The sequence below is a fragment of the Frisingicoccus sp. genome (assembly GCA_016298055.1).
Classification (GTDB): domain Bacteria; phylum Bacillota; class Clostridia; order Lachnospirales; family Lachnospiraceae; genus Frisingicoccus.
Map to the genome: position 1 here is coordinate 1 of JAEDDO010000010.1, position 16,916 is coordinate 16,916.

Annotated in this window: 13 protein-coding genes and 5 tRNA genes; 3 read left to right on the top strand and 15 right to left on the bottom strand. The window is 41.1% G+C overall.

The window, feature by feature from the left end:
- Both QZZ35_RS01850 and QZZ35_RS01855 read left to right on the top strand, forming a co-directional pair.
- Nucleotides 1-459: LysR substrate-binding domain-containing protein (locus QZZ35_RS01850; protein ID WP_291235902.1), on the top strand; the 459-nt coding region annotated here is incomplete at its 5' end.
- A 72-nt stretch (nucleotides 460-531) separates the two neighbouring features.
- Nucleotides 532-1,113 carry a flavodoxin family protein gene (locus tag QZZ35_RS01855; protein ID WP_291235903.1) on the top strand — a complete coding sequence of 194 codons (582 nt, stop codon included), beginning with the start codon at nucleotides 532-534 and terminating at the stop codon, nucleotides 1,111-1,113.
- 68 nt (nucleotides 1,114-1,181) lie between these two features.
- Here QZZ35_RS01855 and QZZ35_RS01860 read toward each other — a convergent pair whose 3' ends face one another.
- The gene (locus QZZ35_RS01860; protein WP_291235904.1) at nucleotides 1,182-2,552 is read right to left on the bottom strand and encodes a DUF1576 domain-containing protein; all 1,371 of its coding nucleotides are present in this window, start codon (nucleotides 2,550-2,552) and stop codon (nucleotides 1,182-1,184) included.
- A 98-nt stretch (nucleotides 2,553-2,650) separates the two neighbouring features.
- Here QZZ35_RS01860 and QZZ35_RS01865 point away from each other — a divergent pair, with 98 nt between their 5' ends.
- Complete coding sequence (locus tag QZZ35_RS01865) at nucleotides 2,651-3,181, top strand: VanZ family protein (RefSeq protein ID WP_291235905.1); 531 nt, start codon at nucleotides 2,651-2,653, stop codon at nucleotides 3,179-3,181.
- 161 nt (nucleotides 3,182-3,342) lie between these two features.
- Here the strand turns inward: QZZ35_RS01865 and QZZ35_RS01870 are convergent, their stop codons facing one another.
- The 14 genes from QZZ35_RS01870 to QZZ35_RS01935 all read right to left on the bottom strand — a co-directional run bounded on the left by QZZ35_RS01870 (nucleotide 3,343) and on the right by QZZ35_RS01935 (nucleotide 16,542).
- On the bottom strand, nucleotides 3,343-4,326 hold the full coding sequence (locus QZZ35_RS01870; protein ID WP_291235906.1) for an electron transfer flavoprotein subunit alpha/FixB family protein: 984 nt from the start codon (nucleotides 4,324-4,326) through the stop codon (nucleotides 3,343-3,345).
- A 23-nt stretch (nucleotides 4,327-4,349) separates the two neighbouring features.
- On the bottom strand, nucleotides 4,350-5,144 hold the full coding sequence (locus tag QZZ35_RS01875; RefSeq protein ID WP_291235907.1) for an electron transfer flavoprotein subunit beta/FixA family protein: 795 nt from the start codon (nucleotides 5,142-5,144) through the stop codon (nucleotides 4,350-4,352).
- Nucleotides 5,145-5,163: 19 nt separating this feature from the next.
- Nucleotides 5,164-6,321 carry an acyl-CoA dehydrogenase family protein gene (locus QZZ35_RS01880; RefSeq protein ID WP_291235908.1) on the bottom strand — a complete coding sequence of 386 codons (1,158 nt, stop codon included), beginning with the start codon at nucleotides 6,319-6,321 and terminating at the stop codon, nucleotides 5,164-5,166.
- Between the two features lie 239 nt (nucleotides 6,322-6,560).
- A complete protein-coding gene (locus tag QZZ35_RS01885) occupies nucleotides 6,561-7,427 on the bottom strand; it encodes a DegV family protein (RefSeq protein ID WP_291235909.1) in 867 nt (288 codons plus the stop codon).
- Nucleotides 7,428-7,524: 97 nt separating this feature from the next.
- On the bottom strand, nucleotides 7,525-8,733 hold the full coding sequence (gene hydF / locus QZZ35_RS01890) for a [FeFe] hydrogenase H-cluster maturation GTPase HydF (protein ID WP_291235910.1): 1,209 nt from the start codon (nucleotides 8,731-8,733) through the stop codon (nucleotides 7,525-7,527).
- Nucleotides 8,734-8,849: 116 nt separating this feature from the next.
- Nucleotides 8,850-9,539 (bottom strand): FadR/GntR family transcriptional regulator, encoded by a 690-nt coding sequence (locus QZZ35_RS01895; protein ID WP_291235911.1) that lies wholly within the window; start codon nucleotides 9,537-9,539, stop codon nucleotides 8,850-8,852.
- Nucleotides 9,540-9,701: 162 nt separating this feature from the next.
- On the bottom strand, nucleotides 9,702-11,255 hold the full coding sequence (locus QZZ35_RS01900) for an L-lactate permease (RefSeq protein WP_291235912.1): 1,554 nt from the start codon (nucleotides 11,253-11,255) through the stop codon (nucleotides 9,702-9,704).
- A gap of 261 nt (nucleotides 11,256-11,516) precedes the next feature.
- Nucleotides 11,517-11,588 (bottom strand) — tRNA-Gly (locus QZZ35_RS01905).
- A 26-nt stretch (nucleotides 11,589-11,614) separates the two neighbouring features.
- Nucleotides 11,615-11,685: transfer RNA gene (locus QZZ35_RS01910), tRNA-Gly, on the bottom strand.
- 1 nt (nucleotide 11,686) lies between these two features.
- Nucleotides 11,687-11,759, bottom strand: a tRNA-Phe gene (locus QZZ35_RS01915).
- An 84-nt stretch (nucleotides 11,760-11,843) separates the two neighbouring features.
- Nucleotides 11,844-13,901 carry a PTS transporter subunit IIABC gene (locus QZZ35_RS01920; RefSeq protein WP_291235913.1) on the bottom strand — a complete coding sequence of 686 codons (2,058 nt, stop codon included), beginning with the start codon at nucleotides 13,899-13,901 and terminating at the stop codon, nucleotides 11,844-11,846.
- 294 nt (nucleotides 13,902-14,195) lie between these two features.
- Nucleotides 14,196-14,281, bottom strand: a tRNA-Leu gene (locus QZZ35_RS01925).
- A gap of 4 nt (nucleotides 14,282-14,285) precedes the next feature.
- Nucleotides 14,286-14,367 (bottom strand) — tRNA-Tyr (locus tag QZZ35_RS01930).
- Between the two features lie 78 nt (nucleotides 14,368-14,445).
- Nucleotides 14,446-16,542: a glycoside hydrolase family 13 protein gene (locus QZZ35_RS01935; protein WP_291235914.1), complete on the bottom strand. Its 2,097-nt coding sequence runs from the start codon at nucleotides 16,540-16,542 to the stop codon at nucleotides 14,446-14,448.
- Nucleotides 16,543-16,916: the final 374 nt, after the last annotated feature.

Genomic DNA, 16,916 nt, shown 5'->3' on the forward strand with positions numbered 1-16,916 from the left:
GTTTCCATCGCAAGAGATCTTCTCTACTGTGAGGAAATCTACCTTGCTGTTCCTGTAAATCATCCTTTAGCCGAAAAGGAGGAAGTCTGTTTCAACGATATAAAGAACGAAATATTTATCGGATATAACAGCAGCACCGGTATTGCCTCAACAATTCACTCAGCTATTGCCCGAAAAACCGATTCAGATTTTCGATTAAAAACCATTTTTTCAGCCAATGAGCCTAACACGATCACTTACATGGTATCTAAAGGTCTTGGTATCGGTTTCGTCGTAGAAAACCCAAGTTTATACACGACTCCCGTAAAAGTCCTTCCCATTACGGATCTAAGCTTTTATCATCCGATATATCTTGTATGGAAAAATACCAGTTATATGTCACCCGCAGCAAACGAATTCAGACAATTTATTCTATGTAACAGAAAATTACGTACGCCTGGCATTCGACCTTCATTTTAGCAGAATATTGTGGCATTTTACCCCTTTTATATGCTATAATATTCTTATCAATCCAGGAGAGGGAGGGGTACTATGAAATATTGTATCTTAATGGGGAGCCCAAGAAAAACCGGTAATACAATTTCTATTACCGAACCGTTTATGGAAGAATTAAAAGCACAAGGAAACGAAGTTGAACTCATATGGCTTTATGACAAAACTATCCATTCATGTAAAGCCTGCCGGGTATGTCAGCTGGACTGGAATGTTTTCGGATGTCAGCATCAGGATGATGTCTATCCAATCTTTGATTCTGTAATCAACAGTGATGTCATCATCTTCGCCACGCCAATCTATTCATGGTACTGTACACCGCCTATGAAGGCCGTTATGGACCGTTTAATGTATGGTATGAACAAGTTCTATGGAGAAGAAAAAGGACCGTCCCTGTGGGCCGGAAAACACGTTGCTGTTATATCCACCTGCGGCTATCAGCTCGAAAAAGGTGCTGATCTCTTTGAGGAGGGTATTCGTCGTTACTGCAAACACTCCAACCTGATTTACGAGGGTATGCTCGCCGAACGTGATATGGGTTATAAACATACCTTCATTGATGATCTGAAGGTTCAGCATGCCAAAGAATTCGCTCAGGAACTGATTCAAAAAATCAAATAATTAAATGACCATGTAAAAAGCATCTGCTTTGTGAATCTATACTCCACAAAGCAGATGCTTTATCTTTATCAGATATTTACTTCCATATGCGGATAATGATGTTCAAGGACGGACACCATAATAAGCGCCGTAATTCCCGCCGTGAATCCGCCGTTAAAAATCATGAATCCACCATGGAAAGCTCCCGTAGACGTGCACAAAGCCGCACTGACCGCTCCCGCCGCAATTCCTGCCTTCCATCCATAACGTCCCGCAATCGGTGCCAGTCCCGTCGCAAAGGCCACACCGTTAATATATCCCTGTGTGGATAAAGTCCACGGAACCGGACGTCCCTGAAGGGCACAGACCACCGCAACGATGATATACAGGAAAACATAACCGCCAAAAATGGACCATGTATTCTTTGGATGCTGACCGATCACCGCAAAAGTCAAGGCGGCAAACATCGCTCCTACTGTCGGCCCGGTAAAAGCCACACCGTCTGTAAGCAAAAAGACTGCATCCATATACAAAAGAATCATAAGGCCGTATAAGCCAAAATTAATCATACACAAAGGCATTCCGTAAGTCTGTGCATAATTGGTTCGATGTCCCGTTTCTGACAAAAGCCTGTCATAATTTTTCAGCTGTCGTCCATTCAGAATATATCCCGCAATAAAAGTACTGATCAGAATAATTCCGAACATTACATTCCAAAAGATTATATATTGATCTCCTGTACCGTCATATAACGGGTTTACAAGCTCTACAGGGCCTTCTGATGTAAGACCCATAGTTTTATATAGGAAAGCATAAATAAAGCCTCCTACAAGGCCAAATGCCAGTCCTCCGTTATACAGGTTATATCCTTTATGCATCCGCGATGCCCCTTCAAGCATTCCCGGAAGCACAAAACCAGCCATAAGGCCAAATACACCAGCCAAAATAATACCTGCGGCAGTAATCTGAATCTCTCCTGCCACAAACTTGTCACCCAAAGGATAACGAAACAGGAGCTCACTGATCAACGGAGCAAAAGCCATAGAAAAAATCGCAATATGTATATAATCTCTGATATTTTTCTTTATGTGATGGTAATACAGAGCAACTCCGATAAAACAAGGCCATATATTCAACAAATTCATCCCGTAAAAACAGTGGGCAAGAAGCAATATATAACTGGCAAAAAAGGAAGAAGAAAGCCGGCATTTTAAGATGCGCACGATGCAGCAGCACGCAAAGGTACACAACCCTGCATTAAAAAGGGTCGCACTTAATCCGCCCACTTTAAAATAATCTGTGATCAACGCACTTGGCGAACCGATGATTCGCACAAAGCCTTTATACACCTGTTCCCAGTCTCCACCGTATACTGCCGTCCCCACGGCAGCGGCAAGAAAAAAAATTGAAAGTCCCCAGCACATTCCCCTCATCAAATCATCATTTTTTATCTTTTCCATGTTGTCCTCATTCCTCGTCTATCTAATCCTAAATTGATTGATTTTTTTATTATATAAGCGTATGATAAACTCATAATTTTTTAAGGTCAGGTGATATATTGTTTAAAAATATTCTATTTTTCTTTTTAAAACCACTTTCTTTTCTTCCGGCACTTGCCGTTATGGCTATGATTTTTTCTTTTTCTTCCCAGAACGGTACCGAATCCGGCAGTCTAAGTTATCGCGTCAGCTACAAAATTGTTGATGCAGGAAGTCAGCTTCTAAATAAAGATCTGGAACCCTGGCAGAAAGATGCCTACGCCACCAAAATTGAAGGACCGGTCCGCAAAGCAGCCCACATAACTGAATACTTTATTCTTGCCATAACCGTTGCTCTTCCACTTTATGTCTATGGACTCAGAGGGTTTCCGCTTCTCCTTGTTGCCGGAGCCCTATGTGTCGGCTTTGCATGTACAGATGAATATCATCAATCCTTTGTTTCAGGCCGATCTCCCTCTGTTCGTGATGTGTGCATCGACAGTATCGGTGTCTTCTTTGGCATAATGCTCGTTCGCATCCTTTGCTGGCTTGTCCTGACACCGTCACGCATTTCAAAAAACAATCAGAGAAAATTGACACGATATAAATAAATAAATATTTACCACAGAAAAAAAGACGGACCGTGCAGATTCCGCCTTTTTTTCTGTAATTGTATTGTATTATAAGTTTAGGGATTAATTGTTTGATATTCATCAAATAGGCCCCCTTGAGAAATTGGTGCCTTTCTCAAGGGTGCCTTTAGATGCATTAATTAGTTTTTCTTTAAAGCTTCTGTTAACTTCGGAACGATCTTGTTAAGGTCGCCAACGATACCTAAATCACAGATGTTGAAGATTGGTGCAGATTCTTCTTTGTTGATTGCAACGATAAATTCGGATTCTTCCATACCAGCTGCATGCTGAATAGCACCGGAAATACCACAAGCAATGTAGAGATCTGGACGAACAGTTTTACCTGTCTGACCAACCTGACGATCTCTGTCGATCCAGCCAGCGTCAACTGCTGCTCTGGAGGAGGATACTTCGCCGCCAAGAACTTTAGCAAGTTCTCTTAATGGTTCGAAGCCTTCTGGGCCACCAAGACCACGTCCACCGGAAACAAGGATCTTAGCTTCTGTAATATCAACAGATTTCTTTTCTGTCTTAACAACTTCACAGATTTCAACGTTCATGTCTTCTGCTGTGAATTCTACATCAAATTTTTCAACTGTTCCAACTTTATCACAATCTGCTAATGCCTGCATAACGCCTGGACGTACTGTAGCCATCTGTGGTCTGTGATTTGCACAAATGATAGTAGCCATGATGTTACCACCAAATGCTGGACGAGTCATGTTTAATAATTTTGTTTCTGGGTCGATTTCAAGTTTTGTACAGTCAGCTGTTAAACCTGTGTGAATTCTTGCAGAAACACGTGGAGCTAAATCTCTACCGATAGAGGAAGCACCGAAGATAACAATTTCAGGATCCTGAGCCTTGATAACTGCTGTAACAGCTTTTGTATAAGGTTCTGTAACATATTCTGCAAGCATAGGATCGTCAACAACAACAACCTTGTCTGCACCAGCTTTTGCTAAATCACCAGCAACAGCTTCTACACCGGAACCCATAAGAACTGCAACAACTTCCTGTCCTAAATCATCGGCAAGTTCTCTGGCTTTTCCAATTAATTCATAGCTTACTTTCATAATTTTGCCGTCTCTCTGTTCGGCAATAACATATACGTTTTTACTCATTTCATTGAACCTCCCGACTTAGATTAGATAATGTATTTCTCTTTCAGTTTTGCAACGATTGCATCAACAGCTTCATCTGGTGTTAAGTCTTTTAATACTGTACCAGCAGCCTTAGGCTGTTTTGTGAAGGACTGTTTAACTCTTGTAGGAGATCCAGCAAGACCGATGTTAGCTTCATCAATTGTATCTTTAAGATCTGCAAGACCCCAAACTTTAACTTCTTTGGAATCATAAGCATCAACGATACCGCCAACTGTCATGTATCTTGGCTCAGCAAGTTCTGCTAAAGCTGTGATAACGCAAGGCATTTTAACTTTGATGATGTGGTAACGATCTTCGAACTGACGCTGAACTTTGAGGTATTCGCCATCAACTTCAACGTTTTCTGCATAACTTACCTGTGGAAGTCCAAGGTGTTCTGCGATCTGAGGACCAACCTGAGCTGTATCACCATCGATAGCCTGACGACCTGTGATGATTACATCAAAGTCAATTTTCTTTAATGCAGCAGCGATTGTAGAAGATGTAGCCCATGTATCAGCTCCACCAAATGCTCTGTCAGAAACGAGGATAGCTTCGTCACATCCCATAGCTAATGCTTCTCTTAAAGCAACATCTGCCTGAGGAGGTCCCATGGAAACTACAGTAACTGTACTTCCTGGAACAGCTTCTTTTAACTGTAAAGCAGCTTCGATACCTGCTTTATCATCTGGGTTAATAATACTTGGTACACCATCACGGATCAATGTACCAGTTTTTGGATCTAATTTAACTTCTGTTGTATCCGGTACCTGTTTTGCACAAACAACAATCTTCATGATTTCTTCCTCCTATTTCTTATTTAACTGCATTCATTACTGCGCCGCCGGCAACCATCTTCATAGCTTCAGATGTACCTTCGTAGATTTCAGTAATCTTAGCATCTCTATACATACGTTCTACTGGATATTCTCTGGAGTATCCGTATCCACCCATTAACTGAACTGCGAAACGTGTAACTTCAACAGCAACCTGAGAAGCGTATAATTTAGCCATAGCGGATAATGGTGTGTAGTTTTCATGGTCATCTTTAGCTTTAGCTGCTCTCCATGTTAAGAGACGAGCTGCATCGATTCTAGTCTGCATTTCAACACACTGGAACTGTGTATGCTGGAAGGAAGAAAGAGGTTTTCCGAACTGTTTTCTTTCTTTGGAATATTTGATAGCTTCGTTTAAAGCACCCTGAGCAATACCTGTTGCCTGAGCAGCGATACCGATACGTCCGCCAGCAAGAGCACCCATAGCGATTCCGTAACCTTTACCTTCTTTTCCTAATAAGTTTTCTGCTGGAACTTTACAATCAACAAAAGCAACTTCAACGTTGGAAGCAGCACGGATACCCATACGTTTGATGTTTTCACCAATGATCATACCAGGTGTGCCTTTTTCAACGATAAATGCGGACATTCCTTTTGGTCCTTTTGTTTTATCTGTTAATGCAAATACAATAAATACGTCAGCGAATCCACCGTTTGTTGTGAATACTTTCTGTCCGTTTAATACGTAGTATTTTCCGTCTTCTGTTTTTTCAGCGATTGTCTTAGCACCGGAAGCATCTGTACCAGCACCTGGCTCTGTTAAGCTGAAGCAGCCGGACCATGTTCCGTTTACTAATGGTCTTAAATATTTTTCTTTCTGTTCTTCTGTACCGAAGTCATTAATACATGGGCAGCAAAGGGATGTATGTACGGACATAGTGATACCTGTGCTGGCATCTACTTTAGAAACTTCTTCCATAGCAACTGCATATGTTAAAACATCAGCACCAGCTCCGCCATATTTTTTATCATATGGAATACCTAATAATCCGACTTTTTTTAATTTTTCAAGTAATTCAAGACTATATACTTCTGTCTCATCCATCTCTGCAGCGATAGGCTTAATTTCTTTCTCAGCAAACTCTGCAAAAAGCTTCTTTGCCAATAACTGTTTGTTGGTCAGCTTAAAATCCACCATAATTATACCTCCTGTTTAAGCTCTCTAATTGATAATCTGTCCAGACACTCTTGTCTGCACGAATACTTTGTACACTAATTATATAACGCTTAGTCTGCTTCGTCAAGCATTTATCAATCACATTTTTCACATATTTTACTTTTTTTGACGAAATGCGGACCTCACAATTCATGGTATTGGACCCTTTTTTAAAAAAACTTCCTTATTTATATAAATTTATCAATATTTGGAACTATTTTCTAATTTTCTTGGAAGATTACACCAACAACTGTGGGTCCTGCGTTAGCTGCAATCGCTGCTCCGATCTGATAAGCACCTGCTGGTTCATAGCCTGTAAGTACCGTCATAGCCTCCTTCATCTGGTCTCTCAAGTGGGCATCATCCCCATAGACAATCAGGTAGGGAGTGCCTTTTTTCATCTCTGAAACCGTCTTCTCTGCGATTTTTTTCACAACTCTTTTCTCACCTCTTATAGAAAAAGCTGTGGAAATCACATGATCGTAAATGCGCATTGCCGGCTTAATCCCCAACTTATCACCCACAAAAGCTGCTGCGCTCGGGATTCTTCCGCTTTTTGCAGCATATTTCAATGTATACGGAACAAAATATACAACGCAGTGTTCAATCCACTCTTTAGCGAATGCTACGATCTCCTCTGCACTTTTCCCTTCTTTTACCATTTTGCCGGCTTCAACGACTGCATAACCATAAGCACCTGTATAGCTTCTGGCATCAATACTGTGGACCCTGAACTTGTCCTTCGCTTCCGGATGTTCCTCGATAAACATATTATAGGCCATCAGAGAATTGCCGTAAGTGGCAGAACCTTCGCTGTTAATCAGAATACCGATCAAATCCGTATAGCCTTCTTTATAGTATTTTTCATACATTTCCTGGAACTCATAAGCTGTAATCTGGGATGTCAGAGGTATTCCGTCATATTCTGCCATCAGTTTATAAAACTGATCATTGTCAAAGTCGATTCTGCTTGTGTAAGAAGCATCCCCCATCGCAATATTAAAATTCATCATGGCAATATCCAGTTCTTTTTCTGCTTCAAATGTAATATCACTTGCAGAATCTGTAAATATCTTTATCTTTTCCATCTAACCCTCCAAAATTCTTCTATTCAATTAATATAACTGCCCTTTTTGAGCGTTCTTATTATATCACAGAGTTTTTTTGAAATACAGAAAAACCTTTTTATTCTGATAAAAACCGAAGAATTTCCGGGAATGGCATGAGACTGCGTTTCAGTATCCCCTGTGTGCAGGCAATTAAAATACCATAATTAGTCATTGGTATTCCCTGCCTTCCAGCCTGTTTCTGACGATATTTCATCTCCCGCTCATTCAGCATACAGCCGCCGCAATGAACAACCAGACTGTAATCCGAAAGATCCTCCGGAAATTCGGTTCCGGACGACCACTCGTAAACCAGTTTTTTTCCTGTATACTGTTCAATCCATCTTGGGATCTTAACCGTTCCTATATCCTCACACTGTCTGTGATGTGTACAGCCTTCAGATATAAGCACCTTATCTCCGTCTTTCAGTTTGTTTAATCCGGCTGCCCCTTTGACTGTTGATTCCAAACTCCCCTTATAACGGGCAAATAAAATCGAAAAGGATGTTAACATGATATCCTCCGGTGTGATTTTCGACACCTTATCAAAGGCCTGACTGTCTGTGATGACCATTTTCGGCTTTCTTCCCAATCCGTCCAGAGCATCTTTCAATTCACTGTCTTTGACAACCACCGTAATTCCGCCTGCATCCAGAATGTCACGAATCGTCTGCTGCTGAGGCAGGATCAAACGTCCTTTCGGAGCTGCCGAATCCACAGGCACTACAAGAACAACAAAATCTCCCGGCAAGATCATATCTCCGACAATTCTTTTTTCAGATTCTTCCTGTCTGGATAATGCCGCGATTTTTTCTTTAAGTTCATGAATGCCATCCCCCTTTTCTGCACTGACCCAGATCGACAGCACTCCTTCCATATTCGAACATTGTTCGCAAAGATCTTTTTTATTGAATACAACAATATATGGAATATCCTTTTCCTTAAACATGCGAATCATCTCTTGATCAACATTCGTAATACCCACCGTTCCGTCAACAACAAGCACCGCCACATCGGTTTTATTCAAAACCTGATAGGTCTTTTTCACCCTGAGTTCACCCAGACGGCCTTCATCATCGATTCCCGGTGTGTCAATGATCATCACCGGTCCCATCGGAAGCAGTTCCATCGTCTTGTAAACCGGGTCAGTTGTCGTTCCTTTCACCGGAGATACAATGGCCAGTGTCTGGCCCGTCACTTTATTCACCACGCTGGATTTTCCCGCATTTCTTTTTCCAAAAAAGCCTATATGTATCCGTTCCGATGCCGGTGTCTGATTCATTCCCATAAAAATCATCTCCTTTTATAAAATGCATTATATCATAAAAAAGGTGCTTTCATCAGAAAATCTGAAACGGAGGTCTATGTTCCGACTTTCCTCTGAAAACACCTTTATTTTCACTTCTATTTCGTCTTTTCTTCAATCTCATTCATAGATAGAAGCATATAACGATCCAAATCAAAATGTCTCTTTCCAATTCTTCTTACTGCTTTTACATCCCGACGTTTAATTGCATCGAGAATTCCATAATGATCCCTGTGGATGGATTTCATCGATTCAGGAAATAAATCCTCCATCAGCATCATCCTCTGTCCACTGCACTCATACAATGTGTGCACCAAAATAGGAAAAATATCATTGTGTGTCGCTTTGGCGATCTGCATATGAAATTTTAAATCCAGATTACCATAGCCCATGTTTTCATTCTGATTTTTTTCCATCTGTTCATAAATATTTTCCATAGCCTCAATGTCATCCTGATCCGCATTCAATGCCGCTTTTTCAAAAATCGCCATCTCAAGAATCTCTCTGACTTCAAGGACCTGCATCTGACTCAATCTGTCTTCGTCCAAAATACTTTCAAAATGCTTTGCCAGACGCATATTCTTTTTATCAGTTACATAAGAACCCTTTCCAGGACGAATTTCTATCATACCTCTGTCACTTAATAAGACAAGAGCCTCACGAAGTACATTCCGGCTGACACCATACTCCTGAACCATCACACGCTCTGATGGAAGTTTGTCGCCTTCAGACATACCCTTAATCCGCTGTTCCAGCTTTTTATATATATCCGTGTACAGATAATCCATCCGTTCTCCCCCCAATACTTATCAGTTGAAACCTCCTCCCAATATATTATACCGTTTTTAATACAGATTTTCAACTGAAATGGCACCAGCATGACTTCACACTGATGCCATTTCCAACATGTATGCTTTTCAAATGTCCTTCGCGTTTATACCCCAATTATTTTATAAAAGGACACCTACGTAACAGCAAACACAAAGAATAATAAGGTAAAGTACACACCATTTCAATGTTGCACTCATAATCTTGCCGTCAGAACCTGCAACAGAAATAGCTGCTGCCGCCATCGCAATACTCTGAGGAGAAATCATCTTACCGGCTGTTGCACCTGCGGAGTTTGCAGCTACCAGCCATGTAGGATCAATATTCAGCTGACCAGCAATTTCTGTCTGCAGTTTTGCAAACATAACACAGGCGGATGTTGCACTACCTGTAACGAAGCATCCGATACCGCCGATAATCGGAGCGATAAATGGATAGAAACTTCCTGTAAGAGCTACAAGACCGTTTGCCAATGCGATAACCATGCCTGCATAGCCCATTAATTTAGCGATAGCTACGATAAATACTACAGTTGCTACTGCTTTCCAGTATTTCTTAATTGTAGCCACAAATTCCTGACCAAGGTCACCAACACTTGCTCCCTGAATCAGTGCACCGATAATACCTGCAAGGAACATCCATACACCAGGTGTATTAATCCATGAGAAGGATAATTTTCCGGCATTTTCTCCGGCATAAATAGTAACTGTTGATTTAATTGAACCTAATGCCTGATTGATCGGTGGAACCAGTTTGGAAGATCCAAGGATGAAAATAACGATCAGAACATAAGGAATCCATGCTTTAACAACGCTCATCTGAGGTTTTGCTGCTTTTTCAGAAACTGCATCTTTCTTCTCCAGAAGATATTCTTCAGGAATCTCACCGCTTGTCTTACGTCCCATAATAACAACTGCTACCAGAGAAATAATAGCACCGATTGTAACGGAAAGTTCAGGACCTACAAATGCGGAAATTGCATAAAATGGTACATAGAACGAAATTACAGATACAATAGTAATTGGCATAACACCCTTAAGTGCCTTTGGTGATCCGCCTACTAACCAAACAATTACGAATGGAGACAGAATACATAATCCAGCAAGTAATAAAGATGTTGGTGCAGATAAGGAAATCATATCAATTCCCATAGCCTCAAAACCAGCTGTATTGTAAGCACTGATTGTAGGTGTACCAATAGCACCGAATGCAGGAGATGCTGCATTACCAATCAAACAGATAACAGCTGAAGCAATAGGGTCAAATCCAAGACCTACCATCATAGCTGCTGGAATAGCAACCGCTGTACCGAAACCTGCGATACCTTCCATGAAGTTACCAAAACACCATCCAAGAATAAGTGCAGCAACACGTTTATCATTGGATACGGATGCCAACATATTTTTAATGACATCCATAGCACCCGTACGTAAACTCAGATTGTATACGAACATAGCACCAAACATAATAATACCGATTGGCCAGATAGCTGCCAGAGCACCTTCTAATGCACCTGTGGCAACCTCAAGAACGCCCATCTTGTACACAGCAATACATTCAATCGCTGTAATAATAAGACCGATGCCGCAGGCATTGAAACCGGACATCTTAAATGCTGTCATAGAGATGATCAGCCACGCAATAGGTATAACTGCGAGAATAACTTGTAATAACATAACCCTCTCCCTTTCTTTGGTTTTTATTTTTTATGGTTCTACGGTATTACTGGTAGAACCAGTTCGACCATGGTGTTATTATAACATTCTTCGCCCCCAATGTCCACCTATTTCTAAAACTTTTTTAAACTTTTTAAAAAAAGTTTTAATAGAAACATGTATATGAAAATAACTTTCTTACTGCAACAGATTCACGTGTTAAACTAAAAGGGATCAAAAAAAGCAGATGAATCGACTTCATCTGCTTTTGAAAAAGAAAAAAGCGCGAGACGGGATTCGAACCCGCGACCCTCGCCTTGGCAAGGCGATACTCCACCACTGAGCCACTCGCGCATATATCTTACAATATTCAATTGTAAAGCGGGTGATGGGAATCGAACCCACGTATCCAGCTTGGAAGGCTGGTGTTCTACCATTGAACTACACCCGCGTGCCCAGAACCGGAATCGAACCAGTGACACGAGGATTTTCAGTCCTCTGCTCTACCGACTGAGCTATCTGGGCTAACCGTGTTTGTTACTGCAACAGCAACGATGATATATTATCATTTATTTTCACATATGTCAACCCTTATTTTAAATTTTTTTCCTATTTCAGAGCAAACAAATCTTCACCCGCATGAACGGTTCCTCTGCATAGAAGCTCCGTTTCTATATCTTCATCCAATTCTGTACATAAAATCGGCGATACAAGCGAAGGAGCATTTGCTCTCAGATATTCCAGATCCACTCTCATGAGAAGATCACCCTTTTTTACTTCGTCTCCGTCTTTTACAAAAACCTCAAATCCCTGTCCCCCAAGTTTTACAGTGTCAATACCTACATGGAACAACATTCCCAGTCCATCCTTTGTACGAAAACCAATAGCATGTTTTGTATTGAACACAAAAAGAACCGTTCCGTCCTCCGGTGCTGCAATATCTGCACCGGTCAGCTCTACACTGGCACCTTTTCCAAGTGCGCCACTGGCAAAGGCCTCATCCGGGGTATCTTCAAGAGGTACTACATTACCGGTATAAGGACTGGAAATAACCATACGCCTTTCCTTATTCTCCACACTGCCTGCCAGATAATCCTCCAACTGAGATTTGATTACCGTAACACGGGGCCCATAAACAACCTGCACACCATCACCCTTTTGAATAACACCGGAAGCCCCGGTTGCTCTCAGCAAATCTTTATTGACTTTGTCCGCCTGGGCAACTGTACATCGAAGCCGGGTCGCACAGCAATCTACATCTACAATATTTTCTTTTCCTCCCAGTCCCTCACAGATCTTTTCAGAAACACCATGATCAACGGAGTCTGTTTGGGTCTGACCATTTTTCTTCGTTTCCATATCTTCCCTATGATAAAGTTTTACCTCTTCTGAATCTTCTCGTCCCGGTGTCTTCAAATCCAAACGCCGGATTAAAGAAGAAAATACAAAATAATAAACAACAAAATATCCGATGCCCACAATAACTGTCCATATCCAGTTCGTCTTTGCATTCCCCTGCATGATACCAAACAGGAAAAGATCAATAAGACCGCCTGAAAAAGTCATTCCTACACCTACATTAAAAATGTGCATGAGTGCATAAGCCAGTCCTGCAAATACACAATGAATCACATAAAGCAATGGCGCTACAAAAAGAAATGTAAATTCCAAAGGCTCTGTGATGCCTGTGATCATAGATGTCAGTGCAGCAGAAAGCAAAAGTCCCTGAACAGCTTCCTTTTTTTCCTTTTTGGCCGTCCGATACATAGCAAGTGCCGCCCCCGGAAGACCAAAGATCATCAGAGGAAATTTTCCAGCCATAAACCGGGTTGCTGATACAGAAAATTGTTCCACAGAAGGATCCGCAAGCTGGGCAAAGAAAATATTCTGCGCCCCTTCAATCATTTTGCCGCCGACTTCCATCGCACCTCCCACACCGGTCTGCCAGAAAGGCAGATAAAATACATGATGCAGGCCAAAAGGAATCAAGGCTCTTTCCATTGTACCATAAATCCACGTTCCCATATAGCCCGAATTCAACACAATATTACCAATGCTGTAGATGATGCTCTGTATCGGCGGCCAAACATAAAACATAAGAATTCCGACAAAGGTATAGACTAAAGCCGAAATAATCGGAATAAAACGTGTCCCTCCAAAGAAAGACAAAACCTGTGGAAGTTCAATCTGATAAAACCGGTTGTGCAGAGCAGCAACACCGAGACCTACAATAATTCCTCCAAATACTCCCATTTGAAGAGATGTGATGCCTGTCACCTGAACGGCTCCGCCCGCCAGAAGATTCTCGGTACCTCCATTAATTTCAATCATTGCCCCGATAGAGGCATGCATAATCAGAAAGGCAACCGCCGCCGACAATGCTGCAACTTCCTTCTCCCTTCTTGCCATACCTATGGCCACACCCATCGCAAACAAGATCGGTAGATTAGCAAATACGATATCTCCGGCATCTTTCATAACTGTAAACAAAGCATACAAAAATGTTCCCGGCCCCATTATTCCCATCAGGCCGTAGGCATTAAGCATCGTCTCATTTGTAAAAGAACCGCCAACGCCAAGCAAAAGTCCGGCAACCGGAAGAAGCGCAATCGGAAGCATAAAAGATCTTCCGACACGCTGTAATACACCAAATACTTTATCTTTCATAATACGCCTCCTTAATTTATTAGGTATTTTTAACCATAAGGAGACTTTTCATGCATAAAATGCTGAATTTGCATATAAATGCCACCCTGAAGAAATGGAATAGAAAAACCCGGCAGCTGCAACTACCGGGGTTTTTGTTGTCCTTACGGACTATTCTTAACTTTTGTCTAAGGGCATTATACCATATGAAAAATCTGTTTTCAATATTCCCCACTAAAAATTTATTCTTTGGTGCTCAACGCAAAAAAAATAAGAGAAACACTGATTGCTCAATGTTTCTCTCTAAAAAAATAATGCCGGCGACCGGAATCGAACCGGTACGATCGGTTAGGATCGCAGGATTTTAAGTCCTGTGCGTCTGCCAGTTCCGCCACGCCGGCTGAATGGATGGAGAAGGATTCGAACCTTCGAAGTCGTCGACAACAGATTTACAGTCTGCCCCCTTTGGCCACTCGGGAATCCATCCACAACTGTCCTAACAGTAATACAATTTATCATACTTCACACAAAAATGCAAGTGTTTTTTACTTCCGAAATCAATTTTTTACTTTTTCGCTTTTAAAAGAATTCCACTGTATGGTTTCATAGAAATGTTTATACATCCCCGCTCAACCTTCCATGTATTTTCCAGTTTATAGTGTCCGGATTCCTCCGTTGTCACCACACTGACTAATTCTTCATCGCCGCTGATTCCCAGATTCCACACAGGAATATTTAATGTTTGAACCTCTGAAGCATTATTGATAACAATGACCATCTGCTCCTGTCTATTAAAACGGCCATAAGACAGCCACTGATGTCCTCCGCCTAAATACAGATAAGATCCCGTTTTAAGCACTTCGTATTTTTTGTGGATATGAATCATATCTCTATGAAACTGAACTAAACTCTTATTCTCTGACCCCCACGGGTAGGTACGCCGATTATCCGGATCTGTCCATCCACAGACACCCGCTTCGTCACCGTAATATAATGTCGGAGCTCCCGGCCATGTCATCTGCATCAATACAGCTTCCCTGAAAATACCATAATTAAGATTTTCTGAAGCGGCTTCCGATCCTACACTTGCCAAACGACCCACACGATGATTCGTTCGGGTCAAAAATCTGGAATGATCATGATTTGACAGCTCATTCATCGCCACATACAAGGACTCTCCCTCAAACGCATTCATATGATAGATCATTGCATTTTTAAAGGCATCCGCATTTCCGTAAAGATCCTGGCGATATTCATCGCTGTGTTTTTCCATTCCCGTCAGCATCCATGTGACCGGTTCCATAAATGCATCATAATTCATGACCGTATCCCACTCGTCTCCCTGCAGCCAAGGTGAAGGATCACCATAATGTTCGGCCAGGATCAATGCATCCGGATTGATGTTTTTGACCCTTTTACGAAACTCTTTCCAGAAATTGTGATTAAATTCCGGAGACAAGCCGAGATCTGCCGCCACATCCAAACGCCATCCATCAATATTATATGGTGGTTTCAGCCATTTTTCTGCGACACCGAGTATATATTCATAGAGTTCTTTTGAACCCTCATAATTCAATTTTGGAAGGGTATAATGTCCCCACCATCCGTCATATTCCGAATTGTCCGGCCAGTTTGAGCCATAAAATTTAAAGAAATTTCTATACGGACTATCCTGACTCACATAAGCACCTTTCGCATAATCCGGATTCTTATCATAAATATGCTCGCGATCCATCCATTTATTAAAAGACCCGCAATGATTAAATACACCATCGAGAACAATTCGCATGCCTCGCTTGTGTATCTCTTCGGTCAGTCTGGCAAACAACGCGTTGCCGGCTTCGAGATTCCTTTTATCCGTCACTCTCTGAATATACTTTGTCGCGTTTCCATTCGTCGTATCCTTTTCAGAAAGGCACTCCCCTGTATCACATACGATCTTTCCATAATGCGGATCAATATAATCATAATCCTGTATGTCATATTTATGATTTGAAGGTGACACAAATACAGGATTCATATAGATAACTTCTACACCCAGGTCCTGAAGATAATCCAGTTTATCCAACACGCCCTGAAGGTCGCCTCCATAAAACCGACAGACATCATTCGCTTCCGGCAGAGAATCCCACTGGTCGATCTTTTTCGAAAACTGATGAATATAAATATATTCTCTGTCTTCCACATCATTTTCCGGATCCCCGTTATAAAAACGGTCAACAAAAATCTGGTAGAAAACTGCTCCCTTTGCCCAATCCGGTGTCTTAAAACCAGGCATCAGTTTAAAATCATAATTCTCCTGACGATAAATCTGCACTCCCTGCTTATTATAATACAAATGTATCTTTCCCGATATGATTTCAAAATAATATGTACAGTTTTTCTCAGGACGATCAATATCTTTTCTGTAATAATCGAAAAGACCAACGGTTTCCGTCTTGGACATTAACAGTTTCTCACCATTAAGCCACAAATATACCCTATCTACATTATTCTTACCTGTACGAAAATATAATCGCACCTCGTCATCAGTGATCTGAACATAATCCTTTGTTCCATCTGCAAATAAGGCGTCTTTTAATACAACCGGTTTCAAGTTTTTTAAATATAAACATCTTTTTTCTGCCTGACTGCATTCCATTTGATTCAACACAAATTCCATGGCGCCTTCCCCGTTCGTTAACATATTTTTTAAATGATATCAGAGTCAAAAAAATTTGACCCTGTTATCATTATAATTAAAATCCTATATAAAGACAAGCGAAATTATACCCTTATACAATGAAAAAAGGACAGCCATCCGATCTGCTGTCCTTTTTCGGAGAAGGTATTTTTTGTTTCTTATGGGGTGTAACAAAAAACTATATAATGTATTGGGGGGGTTTACGCTGTTTATTATAGTACCTGTACCAAAATAAATGTGAACAAACATGATTTTTTTTTAATTTCTTTTTTATGCAAAATGCAAGAGGGAATCGACAGCACTCGTCATTTTATCATTATCAAAAAGAAAAAAAGCGAATTATTTTGTATAAT